Source organism: Sphingomonas flavalba, from assembly GCF_047553045.1.
In the GTDB taxonomy this organism is placed as follows: domain Bacteria; phylum Pseudomonadota; class Alphaproteobacteria; order Sphingomonadales; family Sphingomonadaceae; genus Sphingomonas_L; species Sphingomonas_L flavalba_A.
On record NZ_CP180208.1, the window covers coordinates 2,902,631 to 2,929,217 of the forward strand.

General features: G+C 68.1%; 23 protein-coding genes. 14 read left to right on the plus strand and 9 right to left on the minus strand.

All coding sequences use genetic code 11. The features are described from left to right. Positions 1-37 precede the first annotated feature (37 nt). Entirely contained in the window at positions 38-1,225 is a 1,188-nt protein-coding gene (metK, locus tag ACMT1E_RS13875) for a methionine adenosyltransferase (protein ID WP_414900979.1), read from the minus strand. A gap of 51 nt (positions 1,226-1,276) precedes the next feature. Beyond that, the gene (gene lnt, locus ACMT1E_RS13880; RefSeq protein ID WP_414900980.1) at positions 1,277-2,770 is read right to left on the minus strand and encodes an apolipoprotein N-acyltransferase; all 1,494 of its coding nucleotides are present in this window, start codon (positions 2,768-2,770) and stop codon (positions 1,277-1,279) included. 71 nt (positions 2,771-2,841) lie between these two features. On the opposite strand from lnt, the gene ACMT1E_RS13885 reads away from it, so the two are divergent. After that, positions 2,842-3,261, plus strand: coding sequence for a VOC family protein (locus tag ACMT1E_RS13885; RefSeq protein WP_414900982.1), 420 nt, complete (start codon positions 2,842-2,844; stop codon positions 3,259-3,261). Positions 3,262-3,270: 9 nt separating this feature from the next. Here the strand turns inward: ACMT1E_RS13885 and ACMT1E_RS13890 are convergent, their stop codons facing one another. Further along, positions 3,271-4,536 (minus strand): NAD(P)/FAD-dependent oxidoreductase, encoded by a 1,266-nt coding sequence (locus ACMT1E_RS13890; protein WP_414900983.1) that lies wholly within the window; start codon positions 4,534-4,536, stop codon positions 3,271-3,273. Between the two features lie 141 nt (positions 4,537-4,677). Here ACMT1E_RS13890 and ACMT1E_RS13895 point away from each other — a divergent pair, with 141 nt between their 5' ends. The 4 genes from ACMT1E_RS13895 (at position 4,678) to pyk (ending at position 10,852) form a co-directional block, all read left to right on the plus strand. Then, the gene (locus ACMT1E_RS13895; protein ID WP_414900984.1) at positions 4,678-5,772 is read left to right on the plus strand and encodes an alpha/beta fold hydrolase; all 1,095 of its coding nucleotides are present in this window, start codon (positions 4,678-4,680) and stop codon (positions 5,770-5,772) included. 222 nt (positions 5,773-5,994) lie between these two features. Further along, positions 5,995-7,791: a DUF885 domain-containing protein gene (locus ACMT1E_RS13900; protein ID WP_414900985.1), complete on the plus strand. Its 1,797-nt coding sequence runs from the start codon at positions 5,995-5,997 to the stop codon at positions 7,789-7,791. A 34-nt stretch (positions 7,792-7,825) separates the two neighbouring features. After that, the gene (locus tag ACMT1E_RS13905) at positions 7,826-9,325 is read left to right on the plus strand and encodes a peptide MFS transporter (protein ID WP_414900986.1); all 1,500 of its coding nucleotides are present in this window, start codon (positions 7,826-7,828) and stop codon (positions 9,323-9,325) included. A 69-nt stretch (positions 9,326-9,394) separates the two neighbouring features. Continuing rightward, on the plus strand, positions 9,395-10,852 hold the full coding sequence (gene pyk / locus ACMT1E_RS13910; RefSeq protein ID WP_414900987.1) for a pyruvate kinase: 1,458 nt from the start codon (positions 9,395-9,397) through the stop codon (positions 10,850-10,852). Positions 10,853-10,866: 14 nt separating this feature from the next. Here pyk and ACMT1E_RS13915 read toward each other — a convergent pair whose 3' ends face one another. Genes ACMT1E_RS13915 through ykgO form a run of 3 tightly spaced genes read right to left on the minus strand, consistent with a single transcriptional unit; the run spans position 10,867 to position 12,309 of the window. After that, positions 10,867-11,562 carry an aspartate/glutamate racemase family protein gene (locus tag ACMT1E_RS13915; RefSeq protein ID WP_414903442.1) on the minus strand — a complete coding sequence of 232 codons (696 nt, stop codon included), beginning with the start codon at positions 11,560-11,562 and terminating at the stop codon, positions 10,867-10,869. Position 11,563: 1 nt separating this feature from the next. After that, positions 11,564-12,181, minus strand: coding sequence for an HAD family hydrolase (locus ACMT1E_RS13920; RefSeq protein ID WP_414900988.1), 618 nt, complete (start codon positions 12,179-12,181; stop codon positions 11,564-11,566). A gap of 2 nt (positions 12,182-12,183) precedes the next feature. Then, positions 12,184-12,309 carry a type B 50S ribosomal protein L36 gene (gene ykgO / locus ACMT1E_RS13925; RefSeq protein WP_003046794.1) on the minus strand — a complete coding sequence of 42 codons (126 nt, stop codon included), beginning with the start codon at positions 12,307-12,309 and terminating at the stop codon, positions 12,184-12,186. A 161-nt stretch (positions 12,310-12,470) separates the two neighbouring features. Between ykgO and ACMT1E_RS13930 the strand changes: the two genes are divergently transcribed. Genes ACMT1E_RS13930 through gpmA form a run of 3 tightly spaced genes read left to right on the plus strand, consistent with a single transcriptional unit; the run spans position 12,471 to position 14,906 of the window. Continuing rightward, positions 12,471-13,064 carry a DUF4136 domain-containing protein gene (locus ACMT1E_RS13930; RefSeq protein WP_414900989.1) on the plus strand — a complete coding sequence of 198 codons (594 nt, stop codon included), beginning with the start codon at positions 12,471-12,473 and terminating at the stop codon, positions 13,062-13,064. Continuing rightward, the gene (locus ACMT1E_RS13935; protein WP_414900990.1) at positions 13,061-14,179 is read left to right on the plus strand and encodes a M14-type cytosolic carboxypeptidase; all 1,119 of its coding nucleotides are present in this window, start codon (positions 13,061-13,063) and stop codon (positions 14,177-14,179) included. Before ACMT1E_RS13930 ends, ACMT1E_RS13935 begins: the two co-directional genes overlap by 4 nt. 37 nt (positions 14,180-14,216) lie before the next feature. Further along, positions 14,217-14,906, plus strand: coding sequence for a 2,3-diphosphoglycerate-dependent phosphoglycerate mutase (gene gpmA / locus ACMT1E_RS13940; RefSeq protein WP_414900991.1), 690 nt, complete (start codon positions 14,217-14,219; stop codon positions 14,904-14,906). Here gpmA and ACMT1E_RS13945 read toward each other — a convergent pair. Next, complete coding sequence (locus tag ACMT1E_RS13945; protein WP_414900992.1) at positions 14,890-15,468, minus strand: GGDEF domain-containing protein; 579 nt, start codon at positions 15,466-15,468, stop codon at positions 14,890-14,892. The genes gpmA and ACMT1E_RS13945 overlap by 17 nt on opposite strands. A 226-nt stretch (positions 15,469-15,694) precedes the next feature. Between ACMT1E_RS13945 and purE the strand changes: the two genes are divergently transcribed. Both purE and ACMT1E_RS13955 read left to right on the plus strand, forming a co-directional pair. Continuing rightward, positions 15,695-16,183: a 5-(carboxyamino)imidazole ribonucleotide mutase gene (purE, locus tag ACMT1E_RS13950; protein ID WP_414900993.1), complete on the plus strand. Its 489-nt coding sequence runs from the start codon at positions 15,695-15,697 to the stop codon at positions 16,181-16,183. After that, entirely contained in the window at positions 16,180-17,250 is a 1,071-nt protein-coding gene (locus tag ACMT1E_RS13955; protein WP_414900994.1) for a 5-(carboxyamino)imidazole ribonucleotide synthase, read from the plus strand. The genes purE and ACMT1E_RS13955 overlap by 4 nt, the downstream gene beginning before the upstream one ends. 64 nt (positions 17,251-17,314) lie before the next feature. Here ACMT1E_RS13955 and ACMT1E_RS13960 read toward each other — a convergent pair whose 3' ends face one another. Next, positions 17,315-17,620: a hypothetical protein gene (locus ACMT1E_RS13960; protein ID WP_414900996.1), complete on the minus strand. Its 306-nt coding sequence runs from the start codon at positions 17,618-17,620 to the stop codon at positions 17,315-17,317. A gap of 22 nt (positions 17,621-17,642) precedes the next feature. After that, complete coding sequence (locus tag ACMT1E_RS13965) at positions 17,643-20,474, minus strand: M16 family metallopeptidase (protein ID WP_414900998.1); 2,832 nt, start codon at positions 20,472-20,474, stop codon at positions 17,643-17,645. A gap of 204 nt (positions 20,475-20,678) precedes the next feature. Between ACMT1E_RS13965 and ACMT1E_RS13970 the strand changes: the two genes are divergently transcribed. The 4 genes from ACMT1E_RS13970 to clpB all read left to right on the plus strand — a co-directional run bounded on the left by ACMT1E_RS13970 (position 20,679) and on the right by clpB (position 26,493). Beyond that, entirely contained in the window at positions 20,679-22,343 is a 1,665-nt protein-coding gene (locus ACMT1E_RS13970) for a M28 family metallopeptidase (protein WP_414900999.1), read from the plus strand. Between the two features lie 126 nt (positions 22,344-22,469). Next, positions 22,470-23,237 carry a PEPxxWA-CTERM sorting domain-containing protein gene (locus ACMT1E_RS13975; RefSeq protein WP_414901000.1) on the plus strand — a complete coding sequence of 256 codons (768 nt, stop codon included), beginning with the start codon at positions 22,470-22,472 and terminating at the stop codon, positions 23,235-23,237. A 46-nt stretch (positions 23,238-23,283) separates the two neighbouring features. Further along, positions 23,284-23,859 (plus strand): TetR/AcrR family transcriptional regulator, encoded by a 576-nt coding sequence (locus ACMT1E_RS13980; RefSeq protein WP_414901001.1) that lies wholly within the window; start codon positions 23,284-23,286, stop codon positions 23,857-23,859. Between the two features lie 54 nt (positions 23,860-23,913). Next, positions 23,914-26,493 carry an ATP-dependent chaperone ClpB gene (gene clpB, locus ACMT1E_RS13985; RefSeq protein WP_414901002.1) on the plus strand — a complete coding sequence of 860 codons (2,580 nt, stop codon included), beginning with the start codon at positions 23,914-23,916 and terminating at the stop codon, positions 26,491-26,493. The last annotated feature ends 94 nt before the right edge of the window (positions 26,494-26,587 follow it).

Consider the following 26,587-nt stretch of genomic DNA (forward strand, 5'->3'; position numbering starts at 1 on the left):
TATCTATCCCCCCGCCATACAGGATGCCGGCGCTAGATCAGAGAGCCTGTTTCAGCGCGTCGACCAGATCGGTCTTTTCCCAGGTGAAGAAATCGCCGTCGGGCTGACGGCCGAAATGGCCGTAGGCAGCAGTCGGCTGGTAGATCGGCTTGTTGAGCGCCAGGTGAGTACGGATGCCCTTCGGGGTCAACCGGACCAGCTTGGGCAGCACCGCCTCGATCCGCGCTTCATCGACCGTACCGGTGCCGTGGGTGTCGACATAAAGCGACAGCGGCTCGGCGACACCGATCGCGTAGCTGAGCTGGATGGTGCAGCGGGTGGCAAGGCCGGCGGCGACGATGTTCTTCGCCATGTAGCGGCTGATGTAGGCGGCCGAACGGTCGACCTTGGTCGGGTCCTTGCCGGAAAAGGCGCCGCCGCCGTGCGGCGCGGCGCCGCCATAGGTGTCGACGATGATCTTGCGGCCGGTCAGCCCGGCGTCGCCGTCCGGCCCGCCGATGACGAACAGACCGGTCGGGTTGACGAAGATCGATTCGTCGCCCGGCAGCCAGCCATTGGGCAGTTCGTCGTTCAGAACGCCCTTCACATAATCGCGCAGCCGCGCCTGATCGACGCTCTCGACATGCTGGGTCGACACGACAAGCGCGGTCGCGCGCACCGGCTTCTCATTCTCATAGGCCAGCGTCACCTGGCTCTTCGCGTCCGGCTCCAGAAAGTCGACATGGCCGCTGTGGCGGTCCTTCGCCATGCGCTGGAGGATGCGATGCGAATAGTAGAGCGTCGCCGGCATCAGGTCAGGCGTTTCGTCGCTGGCATAACCGAACATGATGCCCTGGTCGCCGGCGCCCTCATCCTTGTTGCCGCTCTCGTCGACGCCCATCGCGATATGGGCCGACTGCGGGTGCAGGTGGTTGGCGAAATCGGCGTGCTGCCAGTGGAAGCCTTCCTGCTCGTAGCCGATCCGCTTGACGGTGGCGCGGGCCGCCGCCTCGATCTCGGCCTGCGCTTCCGGCGTTAGCACGCCGTCGGCGTCCATGATGCCCTTGCAGCGGATCTCGCCGGCCAGAACGATGCGGTTGGTGGTGGTCAGCGTTTCGCAGGCGACGCGCGCTTCGGGGTCCTTCGACAGGAACAGGTCGACGATCGCGTCCGAAATCTGGTCGGAAACCTTGTCCGGATGCCCTTCGGAAACCGACTCGGAGGTGAAGAGGTAGTTGCTGCGCATCGCTGATCCTGCAGTTGAAAGCGGATATAAAGGATTCGTTATGTCCGCCACCTAGCGCGGGTTACGGCCGATGACAACGGCGAACGCGACCAGCAGCAGAGCAAAGGCCAAAGATAAAAGGTTACCGGCGCGCGCGAATGGCGTCGGCGCCGCCGCCGGCGGCAGGCGCAGTTCGATGAAGCCGGCGGCCTCGTGCGGCACGCTGGTGCGCACCCGCCCTTGCGCATCGATCACCGCCGAAATGCCGGTCGGGGTCGAGCGGACAACCGGCATCCCCTCTTCGATCGCGCGCAGCCGCGCTTGCGCCAGGTGCTGCGGCGGCCCCCAGCGGCCGAACCAGGCGTCGTTGGACGGGTTGAACAGCATGCGCGGCCGGTGGCCCCGGTCGATCACCTGGCCGGGAAAGATGATCTCGTAACAGATCTGGATACCGATCGCGCCAAAACCGGGTACGTCCAGGCTCTGCGGCCCCGGCCCCGGCCAGAAGTCGAGGTCGCCGGGCACCAGCCGGGACAGGCCGATCGCCGACAGCACCGGCCGCATCGGCAGATATTCGCCATAGGGCACCAGATGCGCCTTGTCGTAGCGGCCGGTCAGCCGCCCGTCCGGCGCCAGCGCGAACAGGCTGTTGCGCGCGCCGATCACCCGGTCGTCCTTGTCGCCGATCAACGCAACACCGCCGGTCAGCAGCATGTCGCGCGGGCCGAGCAGGCCGGCAAGGCGCCGCCGGGCGGACGGCTGCAGCTCCAGATACTCCGGCACCGCCGCCTCCGGCCACAGGATCAGGCGCGGCACAGCACCGGGCGTACCGCTCAGCCCGGCGAGCTTGCGGAAATTGGCGCGATCGAACGCCGGGCCTTCCTTTTCCTGCTGCGGGATATTGGGCTGGACGACGCGGATCAGCGGCTGTCCGGCATCATCGCCTGGCGCGGCGGCGAACAGGCCGGGGACGGCAAGCAGCACGAGCAAGCCCAGCATCGCCGCGCCCGCCCGTCCCTGCCGCCGGGCCAGCAACCAAAGCCCACCGGCGGCGATGCAGGCGAGGCCGGACAGGCCGAATGTGCCGATCCACGCCGCCGATCGCGCCACCGGCAGCAACGGCAGCCAGACCGCGCCGAGCGGGTTCCATGCGAAACCGGTGAACAGCGTCGCGCGCAGCCATTCGCTTACGATCCAGCCGGCGGCGAATATCGGCACCATCCGCCGCGCGTCGCCGCGCCCGAACCGCCACGCCAGCCCGGCGGCCAGCGCCGGATAGACGGCAAGATACAGCGCAAGCGCCACCACCGCCAGATAACCAAGCTGCGGCGGCATTTTGTCCTGAAAGCCGAAGGCATGGGCGATCCAGTTCAGCCCGACGGTGAAATGGCCGACGCCGAACCACCAGCCGATCGCCAATGCCCGCCGCCGCGTCTCCGCCGCGGCGACCAGCGCCAGCAACAGCGCAAAACAGGCCAGCGCCACCGGCCACAGACCAAGCGGGGCGAAACCGGTGGCGGACACCGCACCGGCGGCGAGGGCAAGGATCAGCGGGCGCTTGTGCACCGCGCCGCTATCGCGTGGCGCCGGGACATTTTCAATGCGCGCCGCACCAATGGCGCTTATACCTGCCGGCGATGCGCCCGTTCCACCTTGCCTTTCCGGTCCACGACCTCGCCGCCGCCCGCGCTTTCTACGGCGGATTGCTTGGCTGCGCGGAAGGACGCAGTTCCGACCATTGGATCGATTTCGACCTGTTCGGCCACCAGATTGTCGCCCACCTCGCCCCGGCGGCGCGCCCGGCACCGATCACCAACCCGGTCGACGGGCATGCGGTGCCGGTGCCGCATTTCGGCGTCGTCCTGACCATGGCCGACTGGCAGGCGCTGGCCGATCGCCTGACCGCCGCCGGCATCCGCTTCGGCATCGCCCCGCATGTCCGGTTCAGGGGGCAGGCGGGGGAGCAGGCGACAATGTTCTTCACCGACCCCAGCGGCAATACACTGGAATTCAAGGCCTTCGCCGACGACGCGATGCTGTTCGCGCTCGACGCCTGACCGGGCGGATCAGCGCCCGAACCGCGCCAGGTCGAACGGCGCAAGGGCGACCGTCGGCGCCACGCCACTGATCAGCCCACCCATCAATTCCCCGGTCACCGCCGCCAGCGTCAGTCCCAGATGCTGGTGGCCGAAGGCGTAGAACAGATTGTCCGCCGCCGGGCTTCTGCCGATCGCCGGCAGATAATCCGGCAAAGTCGGCCGCGCACCGGTCCAGCGGCTGTGCTCCGCATCGAACGGCAGGCCGATCGCCTCCGCATGTCGGGCCAGCCTTGCCCATTTGCGCGGGTCCGGCCGGGCGTTCGGGCCGCCGAATTCGACGAAGCTCGCCGCGCGCAGGCCGGACCGGAAACCGGTGACGATGACCGCCCGGTCCTCGAACACCACCGGCGGCATTGACGCGGGCCAGTGCCCCTGCGTCGTCTGGATGTGATAGCCGCGTTCGTGGATGATCGGCACGCGGGCGCCCACTCCGCTCATCAGCGCGCCGGACGCCGCACCGGCAGCGACGAGCACCGCGTCCGCCGTCATCCGGCTGCCATCGTCGCGCGTCAGCATGGCCTTGCCGTCGACCACGGCCAGGCCAATCGCGAGACCCGCCTGCCAGACCCCGCCCAGCGCCAGGAAGCGCGCGCGCAAAGCCCCCGCCAGCGTCGGCAGGTCCGCGATCTGGCCGCTGCCGGCGAATCGGATGCCGGCAACCGGCGGCGTCCTAACGAGCGCGGCAATCGCCGCCAGCTCCGCCGCCGTCGCGTCACGGACCGTCGTCTCGCCCGTATCGGCCGCCATCCAGTGAGCACGGCCCGCCGCAGCCGTCGCCGGGCTTTCCCAGACGACGAAATGCCCGTCCTCAACCAGCACGTCCGCCGCGCCGGCATCGGCGAGCACCCGCCGCCAGGCGGGCAGCGCCGGCGCCAACAGCTCGGTCAGCGCCGCCTTGCCATGCGCGAAACGGGCCGCACCGCTGCTGCCGAGCAGGCGCAGGGCGAAGGGCAGCCATGCGCCGATCTGGCCGGGCGGAAGCGAAACCGGCCCACCACGCCAGAACAGGCGACGCGGAAAACTGCGCAGCGTCGCCGGCGACGCCAGCGGCTCGACCTGCTCTATCGCGACATGGCCGGCATTACCCCACGACGCCGCGTCGGATGAATCCGCCGGGGCGACGATCGTCGTCGCAATGCCGCGCCGTTGCAGTTCCAGCGCGCAACACAGGCCGACGACACCGCCGCCAATGACGATCGCGCTGGCCGGCGCCCCCTGATTTCCGTCTCGCATGGCTAGATATTATACGGTATACGGATGATGCGCCAGACCGCCTGTAGCGATATGGACCGGCTTTTTACACCGCCGTCGCGGTTGACCGGCGCGGCGTCCTCGCCTTTTGATGCCCCGCCCTTCCAACCGGAGTACCGTCAGATGCTCAGCCTCGCCCTTGCCGTCCTCGCCCTGCAGGCCACGCCGGCGGCGCCGCCTGCCGCCACCGCCGCCCAACCAGCGGCCGCGCGCTGGCCATCGAAGGAAGGCGACGTCACCTTGCGCGATTTCCGCTTCCGCTCCGGCGAGACGATGGCGGAACTGCGCATCCATTACACCACGCTCGGCACCCCACGCCGCAACGCGCGCGGCGAAATCGATAACGCGGTGATGCTCCTGCACGGCACCGGCGGCTCCGGTCGCCAGTTCTTCCAGCCGCAGTTCGCCGACGAACTGTTCGGCCCGGGCCAGCCGCTCGACATCACCCGATACTACATCATCCTGCCCGACAATATCGGCCATGGCGGTTCGTCGAAGCCGTCGGACGGGCTGCGCATGCGCTTTCCGCAATATGATTATGACGACATGGTGGAAGCGCAGCGCCGGATGCTGGTCGACGGGCTTGGCATCACCCGCCTGCGGCTGATCTTCGGCACGTCGATGGGCTGCATGCATGCCTTCGTCTGGGGAGAGGCGCATCCCGGCTTCGCCTCGGCGCTGATGCCGATGGCGTGCCAGCCGGTGCAGATCGCCGGGGTCAACCGGATGTGGCGGCAGGCGGCGATCGATGCGATCCGGGCCGACCCGGCGTGGAACGGCGGCAATTACACCAGTCAGCCGCTGGCCGGGCTGCGGACGGTGGCGTCGCTGTCGGTGGCGGTCGGCAGCGCCCCGCTCCTCCAGCAGAAACTCTTTCCGGAACGCGACGCGGCGATCGCCCATGTCCGCGCCCGGCTGGAAAGCGATATCGGCAGCCGTGACGCCAACGACAGCCTCTACCAGTATGAATCGTCGCGAAACTACAATCCCTGGCCGAATCTGGAGAAGATCACCGTGCCGGTGACATGGATCAACTCGGCCGACGACTTCATCAATCCGCGCAACGCCACCTTCCCGGCCGACGCGCTGAAACGGATGCCGAACGCGCAGTTCCGGTTGATCGCGGAGACCGACGAAACCCGCGGCCACAGCACCCATAGCTGGGCGGTGTTCTGGAAGGACGATCTTGTCGCGCTGCTCAAGCGCAGCGGCGACTGACCCCGCCGCGCAAGCCTCCGGCCTGCCGTCCGGCGGGCATTGCGACGGTCATCGCGGAGATGTGCGGCGTGCCACGCCGCTGCGACGCGGAGGTAGCGGTCAAACCCGCCCCGCCGGTCCGGTTCGGTTCCGCCTCCGCTGCCGAGATCGATTGACAGCCCGGATCAATCGCATACCGTATACGGTATGGAGCAGCGCGATGCCGTTGAAGGGAGGCCTGCCATGCCGTCGTCAAACCGCCGCTTTCGCCCAGTCCTGACCATCGCCGGCGCATGCGCGATCGTCGTTAACGGCGTGGCGCCGGCGCCGGCCACCGCAAGTGCCGCCGCCACCGCGAACACCGCCGACCAACGGCTGCAGGCACTGTACAACGCCGAATGGGAATGGCGGCAGGCGGAGATGGCCCGGGTCCGCGACGCCAATGGCCGGTGGAACAGCAATGCGGACCGCCTGCCGCGGGTCGACGCGCAGGCGCAGGCCGCCCGCCTCGCCTACTGGACCAGGGCGCTGGCGACGCTTGACGGCATTCCGGCCGACAAGTTGTCGGCGGACGAAAAGATCAACGCCGCCGTCTTCCGGCAGGCAATCACGACACTGGCCGACAATGTCCGCTTCAAAACCTACGAAGCGCCGTTCAATGCCGACACGTTTTTCTGGAGCGGGCTGTCACCCCGCAGCGGCGGCTTCGCCAACGCCGCCGAATACCGCGCCTATATCAACCGGATGCGCGACATCCCGCGCTATTTCGACGAACAGACCGTCAACATGCGGGCCGGGCTGAAGCGTGGCTATACGGTGCCGCGCATCGCCGTCGTCGGCCGCGACAAAACGATCGAGCCATTCACCGTTCCGGGCGCCGGCAATCCGTTCCTCGACCCGTTCAACGCGATGCCACCGTCGATCCCGACGGCCGAACAGGCGCAGTTGAAGGCGGAAGCCGCCAGCGTCGTCGATAGCGTCGTCGTCCCCGCCTACAAAAAGCTGCTGACGTTCATCCGCAGCGAATATCTGACCAAGGCGCGCACCACCCTTGCCGCAGAGACGCTGCCGGAGGGCAAGGCGTTCTACCAGGCCCAGATCAAGGGCTTTACCACCCTCGACCTGACCGCCGAACAGATCCACGCAATCGGGCTGAAGGAGGTAGCCCGGATCACCGCCGAGATGGAAAAGGTGAAGGCCGAGACCGGGTTCACCGGCACGATGCCGGAATTCCTGAAATTCCTGCGCACCGATCCGCAATTCTACCCCAGGACGCCTTACGAACTGCTCGCTTTCTCCGCCTATGTCGCCAAACGGGTCGACGGCAAGCTGGCGGAAACGATCGGCTTTCTGCCCCGCCGCCGCTTCACCATCCTGCCGGTGCCGCCGGCGCTGGCGCCGATCTACACCGGCGGGCGCGGCGGGCTGGAAAGCTGCCTGATGAATACATACGACCTGCCGTCGCGGCCGCTCTACACGCTGACCGCTCTGACCCTGCACGAATGCAATCCGGGGCACAGCTTCCAGGCGGCGGTGGCGCAGGAGGCGAAAGGGCGGCCGGACTTCCGGCGCCAGACCTCCTTTTCCGGCTATGGCGAGGGCTGGGCGCTCTACATGGAATGGCTCGGCACCAAGATGGGCGTCTACGACACGCCCTACGAGAATTTCGGCCGGCTTTCCTATGAGATCTGGCGCGCCAGCCGGCTGGCGATCGACACCGGCATCCACCATTACGGCTGGACCCGCGATCAGGCGCAGCAATATCTGCGCGACCATACCGCCCTGTCGGAGCATGAGATCGAGACGGAGATCGACCGTTATATCGCCTGGCCGGGCCAGGCGCTGGCCTACAAGCTGGGTGAAATGCTTATCCGCCGCAAACGCGCAGAGGCAGAGGCCAGACTCGGCGCCGCCTTCGATCAGCGCCACTTCCACGACGTCATTCTGTCGCTCGGCTCGGTGCCGCTGCCGGTGCTGGAGGCGCGGCTGGACGGGTTCATTGCCGACGGCGGCAAGGGTATAGATCAGGGCAACGACTGACCGGCATCCACGCCAGACGGGACCTAACGAGGGGATGACAGGCATGACCACCGGCACCGGCGGCCACGCCGCCACCATTCTCGGCCACCCGCGCGGCCTGTTTCTGCTGTTCTTCGTCGAGATGTGGGAGCGCTTTTCCTATTACGGGATGCGCGCGCTGCTGATCTTCTACCTGACCAAGCATTTCCTGTTCAGCGACGAAAAGGCCTATCTGATCTACGGCGCCTATACGGCGCTGGTTTTTATCACCCCGCTGGTCGGCGGCTATGTCGCCGATCGCTATCTCGGCGCGCGCAAGGCGGTGTTGTTCGGCGGCGTGCTGCTCAGCATCGGTCACCTGTTGATGGGGGTGGAGGGGTCCGGCGGCGCCGACCCGACCGCGCTCGCCGCCTTTTATCTGGCACTATCGCTGATCATCGTCGGCGTCGGCTTCCTGAAAGCGAATGTCGCCGTCCTCGTCGGCCACCTCTACCCGCGCAACGACATCCGCCGCGACCCGGCCTTCACCCTGTTCTATATCGGCATCAACGCGGGAGCGGCGCTGGGGCCGCTGGTCTGCGGGCTGCTGGGCGAAGTCTATGGCTGGCAATACGGCTTCGGCGCGGCCGGTGTCGGCATGGTCGTCGGCCTCGCCGCGTTCATCGGCCTGCGCCCGCTGCTCGACGGCAAGGGCGAGCCGCCGCACCCGGAGCAGTTGCGCGAGAAGGCGTTCGCCGGGATCAGCCGCGAATGGCTGATCTACCTGCTGACCTTCGCCGCCGTACCGCTGGTCTGGCTGCTGATGGCAAAGCAGGAGGTGGTCAGCCTGATCCTGATCGCGGCGAGCGTCGCCGCCGTCGGCATGATCCTCCACAAGGCGCTGTTCCGGCTGGAACGGGCCGACCGCAACCGGCTGCTGCTCGCCCTGTTCCTGATCATCGTCCAGCCGCTGTTCTGGGGGCTGTACGAACAGACCGGATCGTCGCTGAACCTGTTCACCGACCGGCATGTCGACCGGCGGATGTTCGGCGTGGAGGTGCCGGCATCGCTGTTCCTGTCGCTGACCGCGATCTACATCGTGCTGATTGCGCCGTTCTTCGCCTGGCTGTGGACCGCCCTCGGCCGGCGCGGGCTGGAGCCGTCGACCCCGGCCAAGTTCGGCCTCGCGCTGATCCAGATCGGCGCCGGCTTTCTGGTGCTGGTCGCCGGCGCCAACGCCGCCGGGCTGGGGCCGACGCCGGTGATCTTCATCTTCCTGCTCTACCTGCTCCATGTCACCGGCGAACTCTGTCTGTCGCCGGTCGGCGTGTCGGCGATGACCCGGCTGGCGGTGCCGGAAATGGTCGGGCTGCTGATGGGCAGCTGGTATCTGGCAACGGCGGGCGGCAACTATATCGCCAGCCTGATCGCCCGCGCGACCGGCGATGCCGGCGAAGGATCGGCAGCGGCAGTCGTCGCCGTCTACGGCCAGATCGGCTGGTTCGCGGTCGGCGTCGGCGTCGCCGTGCTGCTGATCGCGCCGTTCGTCGCTCGGCTGGACGCCGGCCACCGCTGAATCGTTCCGCGGTTGATCTGCCGCGCCAACACGCTAAGCCCGCGCTGGATCGCGCAACAGGCAGGACCGATGACCGCCAGTATACCCCCGCGCGGACGCAAGGTCCGCATCCTCGCCACGCTTGGTCCCGCAAGCGGCAGCCCGGACATGATCGAGGCGCTGTTCCGCGCCGGGGCCGACGCCTTCCGCGTCAACATGAGCCACGGCGCCCAGAGCGGCCATGCCGAAACCATCGCCCATATCCGCGCGCTGGAGAAGCAGTTCGGCCGCCCGTCGACGATCCTCGCCGACCTGCAGGGGCCGAAACTGCGCGTCGGCGCCTTTGCCGGCGGCTCGGCGGCGCTCGCCACCGGCGGCGCCTTCGCGCTGGACCATGACACTGCCCCCGGCGACGCCACCCGTGTCCACTTGCCGCATCGGGAAGTGTTCGCCGTGCTCGAACCGGGCACCCGCCTGCTGCTCGACGACGGCAAGTTGGTGCTGCGCGTCCTGTCGCGCACCGCCGAGCGGATCGAAACGCGGGTCGAAGTCGGCGGCACGCTGTCGAACAACAAGGGCGTCAACATCCCCGACGTCGTCGTGCCGCTGGCGGCGCTGACCGAAAAGGACCGGTCCGACCTCGCCTTCGCGCTCGACCAGCATGTCGACTGGGTCGCGCTCAGCTTCGTCCAGCGCCCGGAGGATGTGGCGGAGGCGCGGCGGCTGATCGGCGGGCGCGCCGCGCTGCTTGCGAAGATCGAGAAACCGGCGGCGGTCGACCGGCTGGAGTCGATCCTGGAACTGGCCGACGCGGTGATGGTCGCGCGCGGCGACCTGGGGGTGGAGCTGCCGCCCTATGAACTGCCGCCTTTGCAGAAGCGCATCGTCGAAACGGCGCGACGGATGGGCCGCCCGGTCGTCGTCGCCACCCAGATGCTCGAATCGATGATCCAGGCGCCGACCCCGACCCGTGCCGAGGTGTCCGACGTCGCGACCGCGATCTACGACGGCGCCGACGCGGTGATGCTGTCGGCGGAAAGCGCCGCCGGCGCCTGGCCGCGCGAATCGGTGGCGATGATGGATTCGATCGCCGTCGCGGTGGAGGGCGATCCCGGTTACGCCGCGCGTCTCCACTTCACCGAAACCCGGCCGGACCCGACCACCGCCGACGCGCTGTCGGAAGCCGCCGGCGCGATTGCGCGCACCGTGTCCGCCAGCGCGATCATCTGCTTCACCGCCAGCGGCTCCACCGCCCGGCGCATCGCCCGCGAACGGCCGATCGTGCCGGTGCTGGTGCTGACCCCGAAGCTGGAAACCGCGCGGCGGCTCGGCCTGCTCTGGGGGGTCCACGCGGTCCGTACCCGCGACATCGGTTCGTTCGAGGAAATGGTCGCCAAGGCGAAACGGATGGCGCTGCGCCACGGCCTCGCCGCCGCCGGCGACAGCGTCGTTGTCATCGCCGGCGTGCCGTTCGGCACCCCGGGGTCGACCAATGTCCTCCACGTCGTCCGCATCGCCGGCGACGAACTGAAGGGCTATCGCGGCTGAACCCCCGCGCCGGCTCAGCCGGACAGCGCGAAATCGACGGCGGCCTGCGCGTGGAGCGCGGTGGTGTCGAACAGGGGAACGGCGCTGTCGTCCGGGCCGACGAGCAGCATGATCTCGGTGCAGCCGAGGATGACCGCCTCCGCCCCCTGTTCGACCAGCCGGGCGATGACGCCGCGATAGGCTTCCCGCGATTCGGGCCGGACCCGGCCGGCGACCAGCTCTTCGTAAATGATCCGGTGGACGATGGCGCGGTCCGCTGCCTCCGGCACGATCACCGACAGGCCGTGCCGGCCGGTCAGCCGCCCCTTGTAGAAATCCTGCTCCATCGTGAAGGCGGTGCCGAGCAGCCCGACCCGGCGCAGCCCGGCGGCCCGGACGCGTTCCGCCGCCGGATCGGCGATATGGAGCAGCGGGACGGCAACCGCCGCCTCTACCGCCGGCGCCATCCGGTGCATGGTGTTGGTGCAGATCAACAAGGCATCGGCCCCGCCCGCCTCCAGCCGGCGGGCCGCGTCGACCATCCGCGCGGTCAACCCGTCCCAGTCGCCCGCGTGCTGCAACGCCTCGATCTCGGCGAAGTCGAATGACCAGAGCAGGCAGCGGGCGGATGCGGTCGGGCCGCGCCGGGCACGTACCCCCTCGTTGAGCAGCCGGTAATATTCGGCCGAGCTTTCCCAGCTCATCCCGCCGATCAGGCCGATCATCCGTATCTCAGAGCAGTTCCAGCGCCGCCAGTTCCGCCCGCAGCGCCGCCGCATCGGTGAAATGATGGCCGCGCATGCCGACGCTTTCGGCGCCCGCGATGTTGTCGGCGCGATCGTCGATGAACAGCGTATCCGCCGCGTCCAACCCGAAACGGTCGAGGGCGAGGCGATAGATCGCCGGATCAGGCTTTACCAGTTTCTCGTCACCGGACACCACGATACCGCGGAACCGGTCGAACAACGCCGCTTCGCGCTGGCGGAACGGCCCCCAGAATTCGCCGGAAAAATTGGTGATCGCGAACAGCGGCACGCCACGTGCGTCCAGCTCTTCGACCAATGCGATCATGCCGCCAACCGGCGGCCCCAGACTGTCGTTGAACCGCGGCCCCCACGCCGCGATCAGCGCGGCATGTTCGGGGAAAAGCGCGGTCAGCTCGGCACGCGTCTCGGCGAACGGGCGGCCGGCGTCATGCTGGAAATGCCATTCCGGGGTGACGACGTCGCGCAGAAACGCGGCGAGCGCCCGATCATCGGCGATCAGGCGCTCGTAGAGGAACCGCGGGTCCCAGGTGAACAGGACATTGCCGACATCAAGGATGACGGCCAGGCTGCCCTGCCCGGACAAGTTCAGCCCTGGCGGGCCTTGAACCGCCGGTTGGTCTTGTTGATGACGTAAGTGCGCCCGCGCCGGCGGATGACGCGATTGTCGCGATGCCGGTCCTTCAGGGACTTGAGCGAGTTGCGGATCTTCATTTTCGGCTCGAATCTGGCTGGAAATTTGAGGCGTCCGCCTATCGGGCGGGGCGCGCCAAGTCAAGGTCGCGACGGCGCGAGGCACAAACGAATCCTTGCGCCCTGTTCCGGCTACGATACGGTGCGCTCAGTGTACCACCGTATCGTAGCCGGAGTTCGCCATGCGCTCGTTCCGCTCGCTCCTTCCCCTTCTTCCGCTCGTGGCGCTCGGCGCCTGCGCGACCGGGCCATCCCCTATCGACACCACGCGCTTCCACCTGAACCAGGCGCTCGAACGCGGCAGCGCCATGGTCGAACCGGTCGCCGGCGGCGATGCCGACAGCCTTGAATTCCGTACCTATGCGGATGCGGTCCAGCGCGAATTGCAGCGTGTCGGCTATGTCCCGGCGGAACGGCTGGGGACCAGCCTGTATGTCGCCGTCCTCTCGATCGAGCGCGACAGCCGGGAAGGGCCGCCGCGCCGGTCGCCGGTATCGATCGGCCTCGGCGGCGGCACCGGTGGTTATCGCGGCGGCGTTGGCGGCGGAATCAGCTTCGGCCTCGGCAAGAAGGGCAGCGACGTGATCGTCGGCACCCGCCTGACGGTGCAGTTGAAACGCCGGGCCGACCAGACCGTGGTCTGGGAAGGCCGGGCCGAGACCACCGCACAGGAAGGCGCGGCGGATGCCCAGCCGGCTACCACGGCGGCGCGCCTGGCCGAAGCGCTGTTCAGGGACTTTCCGGGAGAGTCGGGGCGCACTATCAGGGTGAAATGACACTCAGCATCACCAGCTGCTTCGACAGCGGCAATATTCGCGTTCTTTCTCAAACCGACAGCGGCGCCGACCTGGAAATCGTCACCGACCACCAGTCCGATTTCTACCAGTGGTTTCATTTCCGCGTCGCCGGCGCGGCCGGGCGGCCGGTTACCCTGCGCATCGTCAACTGCGCCGGTTCCGCCTATCCGCTCGGCTGGCCCGGCTATCGGGCACGGGTCAGCGAGGACCGGGAAAACTGGCCCCTCGCCGAAACCACTTATGCCGACGATATCCTGACCATCCGCCACACCCCGGCCGGCAACGCGCTGTGGGTCGCCTATTTCGCGCCCTATGCGATGGAACGCCATTACGATCTGGTCGCGCGGATGGCGGCGCTGCCCGGCGTCAGCCAGCGTGAGCTGACCCGCACCCTCGACGGCCGCCCGCTCGATTGCCTGACGCTCGGCGAAGGGCCGAAAGCCGTATGGCTCTACGCCCGCCAGCATCCCGGCGAATCGATGGCGGAATGGTGGATGGAAGGCGCGCTGGAAAAGCTGACCGACCCGGCCGATGCCACCGCGCGGCTGCTGCGCGCGAAAGCAACCTTCCACATCGTCCCCAACATGAACCCGGACGGCAGCGCCCGCGGCCATCTGCGCACCAACGCCGCCGGGGTGAACCTCAACCGCGAATGGCACGCGCCGTCGGCCGAACGCAGCCCGGAAGTGCTGGCCGTCCGCAACGCGATGGACGAAACCGGCGTCGCCTTCGCGATCGACGTGCATGGCGACGAAGCGATCGCCGCCAATTTCGTCGCCGGGTTCGAAGGGATACCCTCGTTCGACCCGGCCAAGGCGGCGCTCTATGCCCGGTTCCGTGAAACGCTCGCCGCCCGCACCCCCGATTTCCAGCTCGACAAGGGCTATGTCGTCGCGGCGGCCGGCCAGGCCAATCTGTCGATGTCGACCAATCAGGTCGCCGAACGGTTCGGCGCGGTGTCGATGACGCTGGAAATGCCGTTCAAGGACCATGACGACAATGCCGATCCGGTCCATGGCTGGTCGCCGGCGCGCTGCAAGACGCTGGCCCATGCCTGCCTCGACAATCTCGCGGCGATGATCGACACGCTCTGACCGTTTTCCCGATAACGACGAAGGACCCGCACCGTTCATGCCTACCCTCGTGCTCATCCGCCACGGCCAGTCCGCCTGGAACCTGGAGAATCGCTTCACCGGCTGGTGGGACGTCGACCTGACCGATCAGGGCGTGGCGGAAGCACGCGCGGCAGGCGAACTGATGGCGACGCGCGGGCTGGATTTCGACCAGTGCTTCACCAGCGTTCAGACCCGGGCGATCAAGACGCTCAACCTGGCGCTGGAGGCGATGGGCCGGCTGTGGCTGCCGGTGGAAAAGGACTGGCGGCTGAACGAGCGGCATTATGGCGGGCTGACCGGCCTCAACAAGGCGGAAACCGCGGCGAAGCATGGCGATGAACAGGTCAAGGTCTGGCGGCGCAGCTTCGACGTCCCGCCGCCGCCGATGGAAACGGGCAGCCCGTGGGACCTGAGCGCCGACCGCCGCTATGCCGGCGTCACAGTACCGGCGACCGAAAGCCTGAAGGACACGATCGCGCGGGTGCTGCCCTATTGGGACAGCCGCATCGCACCGGCGCTAAAGGCGGGGGAGCGGGTGCTGATCTCCGCCCACGGCAATTCGCTGCGCGCGCTGGTCAAGCATCTGTCGGGCATCCCGGACGCGGAGATCACCGGCTTAGAAATCCCGACCGGCCAGCCGATCGTCTATGAACTGGACGACGCGCTCGGCGCCGTCGACCGCTATTATCTCAGCGAGAGAGCCTGACCTCGCGGCGGGTGCCGTACATGTCGCAATCCGCGCGGGCGAGGGCCAGCGTCGCTTCATCGTGATCCTCCGGCAGGATCGGCGCCATGCCGATCGACACCGCGACCGCGATCGAATCGAGCGGGCTGTCGGCAATCGCGCTGCTCAGCGCCAGCGCCTTCTCCCGCGCCGCGTCCGCGTCCACCCGTTCGAGCAGCACGCCGAACTCGTCGCCGCCGATCCGGGCGACCATGTCGGTCCCGCGCACGCGTTCACGCAGAATCCGGGCGACATGGATCAGCACGCGGTCGCCGGTCGAATGGCCGTATGTGTCGTTGATCGCCTTCAGCCCGTCGACGTCGATGAACAGCACCGCCGCGCTATGGCCGTACCGCGACACCTGCCGCGCCACCCGCTGCAATTCGCGCAGGAAGCAGCGTCGGTTGGCGAGCGGGGTCAACGTGTCGGTATCGGCGATCTGCTCCAGCTCGGCGACTCGCTCGACCAGTTGAGCGACGGCGATCCGCAGCGTCGCATTTTCGGCGGCCAGCGCCACCGGGTCGGTGGTCCGGTTGTCGTTCACGCTATGCGCCATTGTTGGTCTTCTCCCTGGACTCCCCCCTTTCATGCGGCGCTTATACGGGCAAACGGGCAAATCCTATAGGACAAGAGCGACAACCACCCGTCCCGCGGGTCACCGCCACCGCGCCCATCCCGCCGCGCGCCATTGCCAGCGCGGCGGAGCGACAGTAAAACGCGCCGCTCCGCAGACCCGGCGCGCGGCCGGGCAGGGTAAGGCAGGGGCATCAATGGCAGACGCGGCGCCGGTCGTCGGCATCATCATGGGCAGCCGGTCCGATTGGGAAACGATGCGGCACGCCGCCGACATACTGGCCGCCCTCGGAATTCCGCACGAAACACGGGTGGTTTCCGCCCACCGCACCCCAGAACGACTCTATGATTACGCGAAGGGCGCGGCCGGGCGCGGGCTGCAGGCGATCATCGCCGGCGCCGGCGGGGCCGCTCATCTGCCCGGCATGGCGGCGGCGATGACGCGGCTGCCGGTGCTTGGCGTACCGGTCGAGTCGAAAGCGCTGAGCGGCCTCGACAGCCTGCTGTCGATCGTCCAGATGCCGGGCGGCGTCCCGGTCGCCACTTTCGCGATCGGCCGTCCCGGCGCAATCAACGCCGCGTTGTTCGCCGCGGCGCTGCTCGCCAATGCCGACTCGGCGCTGGCCGACCGGCTGGATGCGTGGCGCGCACGCCAGACCGCGGACGTCGCGGAGTCGCCGGAATGAGCCCGGTCCCGCCGGGCGCGACGATCGGCATATTGGGCGGCGGGCAGCTGGGGCGGATGCTGGCGATGGCGGCGGCCGACCTTGGCTATCGCAGCCACATCTACGCGCCGGAGCCGAGCGGCCCCGCCGGCGACGTATCGGCGCGCTGGACGCAGGGCGCATGGGACGACGGGGCGGCGCTGGCCGATTTTGCCCGGACGGTCGACGTCGTCACCTACGAATTCGAGAATGTGCCGGTCGACGCGGTGATGACGATCGTGCCGCATTGCCCGGTCCGGCCCGGTGCGAAGGCGCTGGAGGTGGCGCAGGACCGGCTGACGGAAAAGCAGTTCGCCCGCGATCATGGCGCGCTGACGGCTCCGTTCGCCCCGGTCGACAGCCGCGCCGCGCTGGACGAAGCGCTGGCCGCGCTCCGCGCGCCCGCGATCCTCAAGACCCGCCGCTTCGGCTATGACGGCAAGGGGCAGGCGCGGCTCGCCACGGCCGGGGACGCAGCGGCCGCCTGGCAGGCGATCGGTAACCGTCCGGCGATCCTCGAAGGCTTCGTCCGCTTCGATCAGGAATTCTCGGTGCTGGTCGCGCGCAGCACGGACGGCGCGACCCGCCCGTGGGACGTACCGCAAAACCGGCATGAAGCCGGCATATTGGCGCAGTCGACAGTCCCGGCCGACGGTCGCATCGCCGAACAGGCCGACGCGGCGATCGCCATCGCCACCCGGCTCGCCGCGGCGCTCGACTATGTCGGGGTGCTGGCGGTCGAGTTCTTCGCCGGGCCGGACGGGCCGGTGTTCAACGAAATGGCGCCGCGTGTCCACAATAGCGGCCACTGGACGATCGAAGGCGCCATCACCTCGCAGTTCGAAAACCACATCCGCGCGGTCTGCGGGCTGCCGCTCGGCAGCACCGCCCTCGCCGCCCGCCGGGTGGAAATGCGCAACCTGCTCGGCGAGGATGCGGCCGACTGGCCGGCGCTGCTCGCCGATCCGGCGCTCCACCTTCACCTTTACGGCAAGGGCGCGGCGCGCCCCGGCCGCAAGATGGGCCACACCACCCGACTGTTCTTCTAAAAAGCCGAAGCGGCGGTCGGTTCGGGGGGCGGCGCCTGCTTGGGAAGGCGCCGCCGGGCCCGGCCTACGCCTTGCGCGTCCCGCTCATCGGCGACGTCCCGAACGCACCGGCGGTGACGCCACCGGTCAACGTGTCGCCATCGATTGTCGCCGTGCATTCCAGCGTCATCGGCAACGGCACCTTCATGTCCATCTTCCAGGTCAGGGTGTTGCCGTCATACTTGCCGTCAAGCACCGCCAGCGCGCCCAGCGCCCCGGCATTATCGCCGGTCCAGGTCCCGTCCGGCGCGGTCTTGACCGTCAGCACCGACTTCTGGTCGCCAAGTGGCGATTTCGTCACGCAATCCCATTCGCCATCCAGTCCGGCCATGCCCGTCACTCCTTGATGCTTGTTACTGTGCCGCCAACACCTCGACGGGCAGGCCAAGGCTGTCAAGCTGCGGCCGGACCAGCTTCGCGTCGCCGACGACCAGCCAGACGAAGCGCTTCGGGTCGAGCGCGGCGCGGATCGCCTTGTCCATCGCCGCCGGGTCAAGCCCGCGATACTGCCCGGCCAGCGTCGAATAGTAATCGTCCGGCCGCTTGAACAACGCATTATACTGCATGCCCGCCAGCACCGCGGTGCCGGTTTCGAAGCTGCTCGGCATCTGGCGGATCAGCCCCTCTATCGTGCGATCGCGCTCGGCAGCGGTCACCCCCTTGTCGGTCAGAAAGGCGGCGATGTTCTGGCGGAGCGCGGTGATCGCCGGCCCGGTCTTGTCCGCCTGCACCGGCGCCGACACCCGATAGGGCACCGGACCGGCGAGCCGGTCGAACCGGCCGGACACGCCATAGGACCAGCCTTTCGCCTCGCGCAGATCCATGTTCAGCCGCGACAGGAAATTGTCGCCCAGCACCGCGCTCGCCGCCTGCACCGCGACCATGTCGTCGCTGCCGGTCAACGCCGTCACCTCGCCGCCGACAATATAGGATTGCGGCGAATCGGGTCGGTCGATCAGCACGATGCGCTCGCGCGGCGTCGGCACCGGCACCGCGAAATTCTTGGTGCCGGGCGTCCCTTCGCCGCGCCAGTCGGCAAATTGCGCGTCGAGCGCGGCGCGTACCTCATCCAGCGGCCGGTCGCTGACCACGAACAGCGTCGCCTTGTCCGGGCGAATCCAGGCGTGGTGGAACGCAACCAGTTCGGCCCGGCTCAGCGTCTTGACCACCGCCGGGTCGCCGCTGCCCCCCGGCTTGCCGTAAGGGTGGTCGGCGCCGAACAGCAGCGGCGGCAGCGCACGCGCCGCCAGCCCGGCCGGGCTGGTCGTCTCGGCGGCGATCGCCGCCAGTTGCTGGTCGCGCAACCGGTCGACCTCGGACGGCCGGAAGGCCGGGTTGCGGACGATGTCGGCGAACAAAGCGACCGCCGGCGCCAGATTGGCCGACAGCGTGCTGAGGGTGACGGCGGTATTGTCGAGCGACGCGCCGGTGTCGATGCTCGCGCCCAGCCGCTCCTGCGCCTCGGCGATCGCAATCGAATCGCGGCTGGTCGTCCCTTCCTCCATCAGCGCCAGCGCCAGCGTCTGGGTGCCGCGGCGGCCGGCCGGGTCGGCGGCGGCCCCGGCGTCGAAACTCATCACCATGCGGGTCACCGGCACCGCGTCGCGGTGGGCATAGACGATCGGAATGCCGTTGGAGAGCCGGGCGCGGCTGACGGTCGGAAAGGTGAAGTCGGTCACCGGGGCCACCGGCGGCAGGGCGGAGCGGTCTACGACAGCAGCGGCCGGCGCGGGGCCGCCGACGCCATCCGGCCCGCGATAGAAGCGCGGACCCGGCCGGGCGGCAGCCCCCGCTTCCTGATAGGCATCGCGCGGGCCGGGCACGACGCTCAGCGCATAGACCGGGCGAGCCAGCCACCGGCCAAGCGCGGCGCGCACCTGTTCGGGGGTCGCGGCGGCATAGGCGGCCAGGTCGCGCCGGTACTGGTCGGCCGTGCCGGAATAGAGCAGACCTTCGGCCAGCGTCGCGCCCTTGCCGGAAAAGCCGCCGACATTTTCCAGCCCGACAACGCTGCCGGCGACCGCGCGCATCGCGGTGCGCTGAACCTCGTCGGCGCTCGGCCCGTTGGCGACCAGATCGGCGATCAGCGCGTCGAGACGCCGGCCGACCGCCGCCGGGTCGACCCCCGGCTTGACGTCGGCCTGGACGGTGAACCAGCCCATCTGCGCGAATTGCGCGACATAGGCACTGACCGCCACCGCCAGCTTTTCTTCGCGGACCAGCGCATTGTCGAGCCGCGAACTGGCGAGCCCGCCCAGCACCGTCGCGCCAATGCCGAGCGGCACCGCGTCCGGGTCATTCAACCCCGGCGTCGTCCACACCCGGTACAGCCGGGTATTGGCGACACGGTCCTTCATCGTCTCGACGACCGGCTGGGGCAGGGTCGGCACCGTCACGGCGATCGGCGGCTGCTGCGGCCCACGGGGAATGTCGCCGAAATATTTCTCGACCAGCGGCCGCGCCGTCGCGGCATCGATATCGCCGGCCAGCACCAGTATCGCGTTGTTCGGGCCGTAATGCCGGCGGAACCAGTCCTTCACATCGCCGAGGCTGGCGGCGTCCAGATCCGCCATCGATCCGATCGTCGAATGACCATAAGGGTGGCCGGCCGGCACCGTGCCGGCGATCTTGGCATATTCGACCAGCCCGAACGGCTGGTTGTCGCCCTGCCGCTTCTCGTTCTGGACAACGCCGCGCTGGGCGTCGAGCTTCTCCTGGCTGACCGCGCCGAGCAAATGGCCCATCCGGTCGGATTCCATGAACAGCGCCAGTTCCAGCGCACCGGTCGGCACCGTCTCGACATAATTGGTGCGGTCGAACCAGGTCGATCCGTTGGTCGGGGTCGACCCGGCGGCCACCAGCGGCTCGTCGAAATTCGGCACGTTTTCCGAACCGCCAAACATCAGATGCTCAAACAGATGAGCAAAGCCGGTCCGCCCCTGCGGCTCGTGCTTCGACCCGACGTCGTAATAGACGGTCACGCCGACGATCGGCGCCTTGCGGTCGGTATGGACCAGCACCCGCAGGCCGTTGGCCAGGGTGAATTGCGTGTGCGGGATAGCGACGTCGTCGATCAGCGCGGCCAGCGGCGCCGGCCTGTCCGCTGGCGCGGCGGCGCGGGCAAAAACAGGGGTTGCGGCGGTGCCAAGCGTCAATGCGGCAAGCAGCAGGGCAAAACGGCGCATCCGGAAAACCTCTCTTTCGGTCAGCCCATCACTCTTAGCCAAGCCGTCGGGCGGCGCAATCGCGCGGCGGCGGACGCCGTGCTTTTGGGGGCTGCCCTGCCCACGCAGCGCCGTGAAGCGACGAACCGGCTTGCCGCGCGCTGTCACCGCCGCCAATGTCCGGGGTTCGCTGCCGGTCCGGCGGAAAAAAGAGGATGGATATTGATGGGATATACCCGTTCGCTGGCCGCTGGCCTGCTGGCCTGCGTCGCCGTCGCCGCGACAGCACAGACCCCGCCGCCCGCCGCGGCCCCGTTCACGGCAGAGGGGATGCGCGCGCATGTCGCCTTCCTGTCGGACGATCTGCTGGAAGGGCGCGACCTCGGCAGCATCGGGCATGAGATCGCCGCGCGCTATGTCGCCACCCGGTTCGAGGCGATGGGCCTGAAGCCAGCGGGCGACAAGGATGACTGGTATCAGCGCATTACCTTCCGGCGCACCGTTCCCGGCGCCACCCCCGGCACCGTGACCATCACCGGGCCGGCCGGTGAAAAGCAGTGGGCGCACGCAACCGACGTGCTGGTCAGCATCGATGTTCGCGATCCCAATTACGCGATCGCGGCGCCGCTGGTGTTCGTCGGCTACGGCATCGAAGACAAGGTCGCCGGGATCAACGACTATCGCGGGCTCGACGTGAAGGGGAAAATCGTCGTCACCCTGGCCGGCTATCCCAAAGGCATGCCGAGCGAGGTCGGCGCCCATCTCTCGGCGAACAAGATCGAAGCCGCCGCGCGCCACGGCGCGATCGGCTGGCTCAGCATCGCGACTCTGCAGGCGGCCACCACCCGGCCCTGGGCGCAACGCATCCGCTTCGCCAACCAACCGAGCGTCACCTGGGTCGGGCCGGACGGCAAGCCGTTCGACCGCAGCTACGGCATGAAGGGCGGCGCCCAACTCAACGCGCCGGTGGCGGAGGCGGTATTCGCCGGCGCGCCGAAAAGCCTGAAGGCGGTGCTGGCCGAAGCCGACCGGGCCGGCGGCCGGCCGAAGGGCTTCGCGCTGAAAACCAGCGCGCGCGTCACCCAGAGCGCAACGATGACACGGGTCACCAGCCCCAATGTCGCGGCGGTCTTGCCGGGGGCCGACCCGGCGCTTGCCGGGCAATATGTCGTGCTGTCGGCGCATCTCGACCATATCGGCGTCTCCCCGGCCAAGCCGGACGACACGGCGGAAACGGACAGGATCAACAACGGCGCGCTCGACAACGCCGCCGGCATCGCGACGATGCTGGAAGTCGCCCGCGCCGCGGCCGAGGCAACGGACAGGCCGCGCCGCTCGATCCTGTTCCTCGCTTTGACCGGCGAGGAGAAAGGGCTGCTCGGCGCCGACTATTTCGCCCGTCACCCGACGGTGCCGGCGGCCGGCATCGTCGGTAATGTCAACCTGGACATGCCGATCCTGCTCTATCCGTTCACCGACGTCGTCGCCTTCGGCGCCGACCATTCGACATTGGGGCCGCTCGTCGCCAACGCCGTTGCGCCGATGGGCCTCGCCCTCGCCCCCGATCCGATGCCGGAAGAGAGCATTTTCGTGCGCTCCGACCATTACATGTTCGTCAAACAGGGGGTTCCGGCGGTGTTTCTCGCCACCGGCTTCGCAAATGGCGGCGGTGAACACTGGGGCAAGTTCCTGTCCGGCAACTACCATAATCGCGGCGACGACATGCAGCAGCCGATCGACTGGGAAGCCGGCGCCCGCTTCGCCGAGGCGAATTACCGCATCACCCGGGCCATGGCCGACGCCGACACCGTGCCGCTCTGGTATCGCGGTGATTATTTCGGCGACGTGTTCGCGGCGGACCGTCCGAAAGCGGCCATTCCAGCAAAATAATCGTTCCGAATCGAGACGCCCGAAAGGTTAAGGACGTCGCAGGATTTACCTGTTCGTGCTAGCTTTTCGGCTTAGGGATAGGGGGTGCCTGTTCTGGCGTAGTCCTGCCCGATACGGAGGCGACACATGTCATTCATCGGACGAGATATTCTGAGCGCGGCCGCCCTGCTCGGCAGCATCGGACTCGCTGCGAACGCGCAAGCTGCGTCGATCACGCTCGCTGACGGCATGTCGCCCGCAGGCGAATATCTGTCATTGTCCGCTTTTGGCATATCCCCGACGGCTGGTGCGGCGGGCAACGGGTTTGTGACCACCTCCACCCAGCCCGTGGTGTTCGCTGGCCAAAGCTGGTCCCAGGTGGCGATGGGCGAGGATGGCCTGCTGGTTTTTGGCAACACGTCCGCCATCGGGTCGACCGCGATCAACCAAAGCCTGCCGTCCGGCTCCGCGACGACGATCCTCGCGCCATTCTGGACCGACCTCGATCTGAACGCCGGCGGTGCGATGCGCATCGGTACCCTGAGCAGCGGGAGCAGATCTTGGTTGGTGTTTGATTGGGCGAATATGGCGCTTGTCGGGGGCGGCACGGCGTCATTCCAGGTCTGGATGGGACTCGGCGTCGACGAGGTAACCTTCGCTTACGGCGACGTGACGATACCGACGCAACTGACCATTGGCGCGCAGGATGCCAGCGGAACGGTGGGAACCAACTACGCCTTCAACGGTGCCGGGTCCCTCCCGGGCAAGAACACTCAGTTGCGGGTGACGACGTCCGGCCTGCCGGTCACGGCAGCAGTGCCGGAACCGGCGCAATGGGCGCTGCTGATCCTCGGTTTCGGCCTGATCGGCGCCGTGCAGCGCGGGCGGCGCAAGGTGCGCGTCCGTTACGCATAAGGCGGCGGCGCTTGCCGCTCCAGTCTGAACAGCGTATAGATAAGGCATGACAGACGAAACCGGTCGCTTGCCCTATCATCATGGCGATCTGCGCGCGGCGCTGATCGCGGCGACCGAAGCGATTATTGCCGAACGCGGGGTAGACGGCTTTTCCCTGCGCGAAGCGGCGCGCCGGGCCGGGGTGTCGCCGGCGGCGCCAGCCCATCATTTCGGCGACGCGCGCGGCCTGCTGACCGCGGTCGCCGTCCACGCCTTCAACGCCCTTGCCGACGTCACGCGGGCGGCGACGGCGGGGGTAAGCGATCCGGTCGAAAAGCGGCTGGCGATGGGGCAGGCCTATATCCGCTATGCCCTGTCCCAGCGCGCCCGCTTCGACCTGATGTTCCGCAAGACCCTGCTCGACCGCGACGACCCGGCGCTGAAGGAAGCGGGCGAACGCTGCTTCGCCGTCGTCGTCGAGGCGATCGGCGGCGACCCGGACACCGATCCGCGAACGGAAGCACGGGTCATCGCCTGCTGGGCGCTGGCCCACGGCCTCGCCCGGTTGAAGCTCGACGGCGCGCTGATCGAGGATGGCGACCCGGATTTCGTGCCGATGGTCCTCAAAACCCTTTCGGTCTGATCTTGTGTTGCGTTTAGGCAACACCATATCACAGGCCTGTCGAAGGGGAGTCACATGAACCTCGAGAAATTTACCGACCGCGCCAAGGGCTTCCTCCAGTCGGCGCAGACCGTCGCGATCCGCATGAACCACCAGCGGATCGGCCCGGAGCATCTGCTGAAGGCGCTGCTGGAGGACAAGGAGGGCATGGCCTCCGGCCTGATCCGCACCGCCGGCGGCGCGCCCGAAACCGCGCTGCGCGAAGCCGACGCCGCCCTCGCCAGGGTGCCGGCGGTATCGGGCAGCGGTGCCCAGCAGACGCCGGGGCTGGACAATGACGCGGTCCGCGTCCTCGACCAGGCCGAACAGGTCGCCGACAAGGCCGGCGACTCCTACGTGACGGTCGAACGGCTGCTGCTCGCGCTCACGCTGGCGACAACGACCACCGCCGGCAAGGCGCTGGCCGCCGCCGGCGTCAAGGCGGAGGCGCTGAACGCCGCGATCAACAGCCTGCGCGGCGGCCGCACCGCCGACACTGCCTCTGCCGAGGACCGCTATGACGCGCTGAAGAAATTCGCCCGCGACCTGACCGAGGCGGCGCGCGACGGCAAGCTCGACCCGGTCATCGGCCGCGACGAGGAGATCCGCCGCACCGTGCAGATCCTCGCCCGGCGGACCAAGAACAACCCGGTGCTGATCGGCGAACCCGGCGTCGGCAAGACCGCGATCGCCGAGGGGCTGGCGCTGCGCATCGTCAACGGCGACGTGCCCGACACGCTGAAGGACCGGCGGCTGATGGCGCTCGACATGGGCGCGCTGATCGCCGGCGCCAAATATCGCGGCGAGTTCGAGGAACGGCTGAAAGGCGTGCTCGACGAGGTCAAGGCCGCCGAGGGTGAGGTCATCCTGTTCATCGACGAGATGCACACGCTGATCGGCGCCGGCAAGTCGGAAGGGGCAATGGATGCGTCCAACCTCCTCAAACCGGCTTTGGCGCGCGGCGAGCTGCACTGCATCGGCGCGACGACGCTCGATGAATATCGCAAGCATGTCGAAAAGGACGCGGCGCTGCAGCGGCGCTTCCAGCCGGTGTTCGTCGGCGAGCCGACGGTCGAGGACACGATCTCCATCCTGCGCGGGTTGAAGGAGAAGTATGAGCTTCACCACGGCGTCCGCATCACCGACGGTGCGATCGTCGCCGCCGCCACCCTCTCCAACCGCTACATCACCGACCGCTTTCTGCCCGACAAGGCGATCGACCTGATGGACGAGGCCGCGTCGCGGCTGCGCATGGAAGTGGAATCGAAGCCGGAGGAGATCGAAGGGCTCGACCGCCGGATCATCCAGCTGAAGATCGAGCGCGAGGCGCTGAAGAAGGAAAGCGACGCCGCCTCGAAGGACCGGCTGGCCAGGCTGGAGCAGGAACTGGCCGGGCTGGAGGAACAGTCGGCCGCCCTCACCACCCGCTGGCAGGCGGAAAAGGAGAAGATCGCCGGCGAGGCGAAAATCAAGGAACAGCTTGATGTCGCCCGCCAGCAACTTGAACAGGCGCAGCGATCCGGCGACCTCGCCAAAGCGGGTGAGCTGTCCTACGGCGTCATCCCGGCGTTGGAGAAGCAGCTCGCCGACGTCGCGCAGGCGACCGCCGGTGCGATGCTGCGCGAGGAAGTGACCGGCGACGACATCGCCTCCGTCGTCTCGCGGTGGACCGGCATCCCGGTCGACCGGATGCTGGAGGGCGAGCGCGAGAAGCTGCTGCAGATGGAACAGCAGATCGGCAAGCGGGTGATCGGGCAGGAAGATGCGGTGAAGGCCGTGTCCGCCGCCGTCCGCCGCGCCCGCGCCGGTTTGCAGGACCCGAACCGGCCGCTCGGCAGCTTCCTGTTTCTGGGGCCGACCGGCGTCGGCAAGACGGAACTGACCAAGGCGCTCGCCGAATTCCTGTTCGACGACCCGAACGCGATGGTCCGCATCGACATGAGCGAGTTCATGGAGAAGCACAGCGTCGCGCGGTTGATCGGCGCCCCGCCCGGCTATGTCGGCTACGAGGAAGGCGGCGTCCTGACCGAGGCGGTCCGCCGCCGCCCCTATCAGGTCATCCTGTTCGACGAGGTGGAGAAGGCGCATGGCGACGTGTTCAACATCCTCCTTCAGGTGCTCGACGACGGGCGGCTGACCGACGGGCAGGGCCGCACCGTCGACTTCGCCAACACGCTGATCATCCTGACCTCCAACCTTGGCAGCCAGGTTCTCGCGGCGATGCCGGACGATCAGCCGCTGAGCGAGGTGGAGCCGCAGGTGATGGACATCGTCCGCGCTCATTTCCGCCCGGAATTCCTGAACCGGCTGGACGAGATCATCCTGTTCCACCGGCTGGCGCAGGCCCATATGGGGCCGATCGTCGACATCCAGGTGGCGCGCGTCCAGAAACTGCTCGCCGACCGCAAGGTAACGCTGGCGCTGACCGACGGCGCCCGCGCCTGGCTCGGCCGGGTCGGCTACGATCCGGTCTACGGCGCCCGGCCGCTGAAACGGGCGGTGCAGAAATATCTGCAGGACCCGCTCGCCGACCTGATCCTGCAAGGCGCGGTCCGCGACGGCGCGACCGTCCATGTCGATGAAGGCGACGGCAAGCTGCTGCTGACCACCGGCTGACGACCCCGGCGAACGGCGGCGACGGCGGCGCATTTTTGTGCTAGACTCGTCGCGCCGTTCGCATGGCAATTCAATGCGGTAACCCGGTCGCGGG

Coding starts and splice junctions, on each gene's coding strand:
- purE (WP_414900993.1), top strand. CDS start 15,695: ATGGCAGACGCGGCGCCGGTCGTCGGCATCATCATGGGCAGCCGGTCC.
- ACMT1E_RS13970 (WP_414900999.1), top strand. CDS start 20,679: ATGGGATATACCCGTTCGCTGGCCGCTGGCCTGCTGGCCTGCGTCGCC.
- ACMT1E_RS13965 (WP_414900998.1), bottom strand. CDS start 20,474: ATGCGCCGTTTTGCCCTGCTGCTTGCCGCATTGACGCTTGGCACCGCC.
- ACMT1E_RS13935 (WP_414900990.1), top strand. CDS start 13,061: ATGACACTCAGCATCACCAGCTGCTTCGACAGCGGCAATATTCGCGTT.
- ACMT1E_RS13900 (WP_414900985.1), top strand. CDS start 5,995: ATGCCGTCGTCAAACCGCCGCTTTCGCCCAGTCCTGACCATCGCCGGC.
- ACMT1E_RS13975 (WP_414901000.1), top strand. CDS start 22,470: ATGTCATTCATCGGACGAGATATTCTGAGCGCGGCCGCCCTGCTCGGC.
- pyk (WP_414900987.1), top strand. CDS start 9,395: ATGACCGCCAGTATACCCCCGCGCGGACGCAAGGTCCGCATCCTCGCC.
- metK (WP_414900979.1), bottom strand. CDS start 1,225: ATGCGCAGCAACTACCTCTTCACCTCCGAGTCGGTTTCCGAAGGGCAT.
- ACMT1E_RS13905 (WP_414900986.1), top strand. CDS start 7,826: ATGACAGGCATGACCACCGGCACCGGCGGCCACGCCGCCACCATTCTC.
- ACMT1E_RS13960 (WP_414900996.1), bottom strand. CDS start 17,620: ATGGCCGGACTGGATGGCGAATGGGATTGCGTGACGAAATCGCCACTT.
- ACMT1E_RS13895 (WP_414900984.1), top strand. CDS start 4,678: ATGCTCAGCCTCGCCCTTGCCGTCCTCGCCCTGCAGGCCACGCCGGCG.
- ACMT1E_RS13885 (WP_414900982.1), top strand. CDS start 2,842: ATGCGCCCGTTCCACCTTGCCTTTCCGGTCCACGACCTCGCCGCCGCC.
- ACMT1E_RS13930 (WP_414900989.1), top strand. CDS start 12,471: ATGCGCTCGTTCCGCTCGCTCCTTCCCCTTCTTCCGCTCGTGGCGCTC.
- gpmA (WP_414900991.1), top strand. CDS start 14,217: ATGCCTACCCTCGTGCTCATCCGCCACGGCCAGTCCGCCTGGAACCTG.
- ACMT1E_RS13890 (WP_414900983.1), bottom strand. CDS start 4,536: ATGCGAGACGGAAATCAGGGGGCGCCGGCCAGCGCGATCGTCATTGGC.
- ykgO (WP_003046794.1), bottom strand. CDS start 12,309: ATGAAGATCCGCAACTCGCTCAAGTCCCTGAAGGACCGGCATCGCGAC.
- ACMT1E_RS13955 (WP_414900994.1), top strand. CDS start 16,180: ATGAGCCCGGTCCCGCCGGGCGCGACGATCGGCATATTGGGCGGCGGG.
- ACMT1E_RS13980 (WP_414901001.1), top strand. CDS start 23,284: ATGACAGACGAAACCGGTCGCTTGCCCTATCATCATGGCGATCTGCGC.
- clpB (WP_414901002.1), top strand. CDS start 23,914: ATGAACCTCGAGAAATTTACCGACCGCGCCAAGGGCTTCCTCCAGTCG.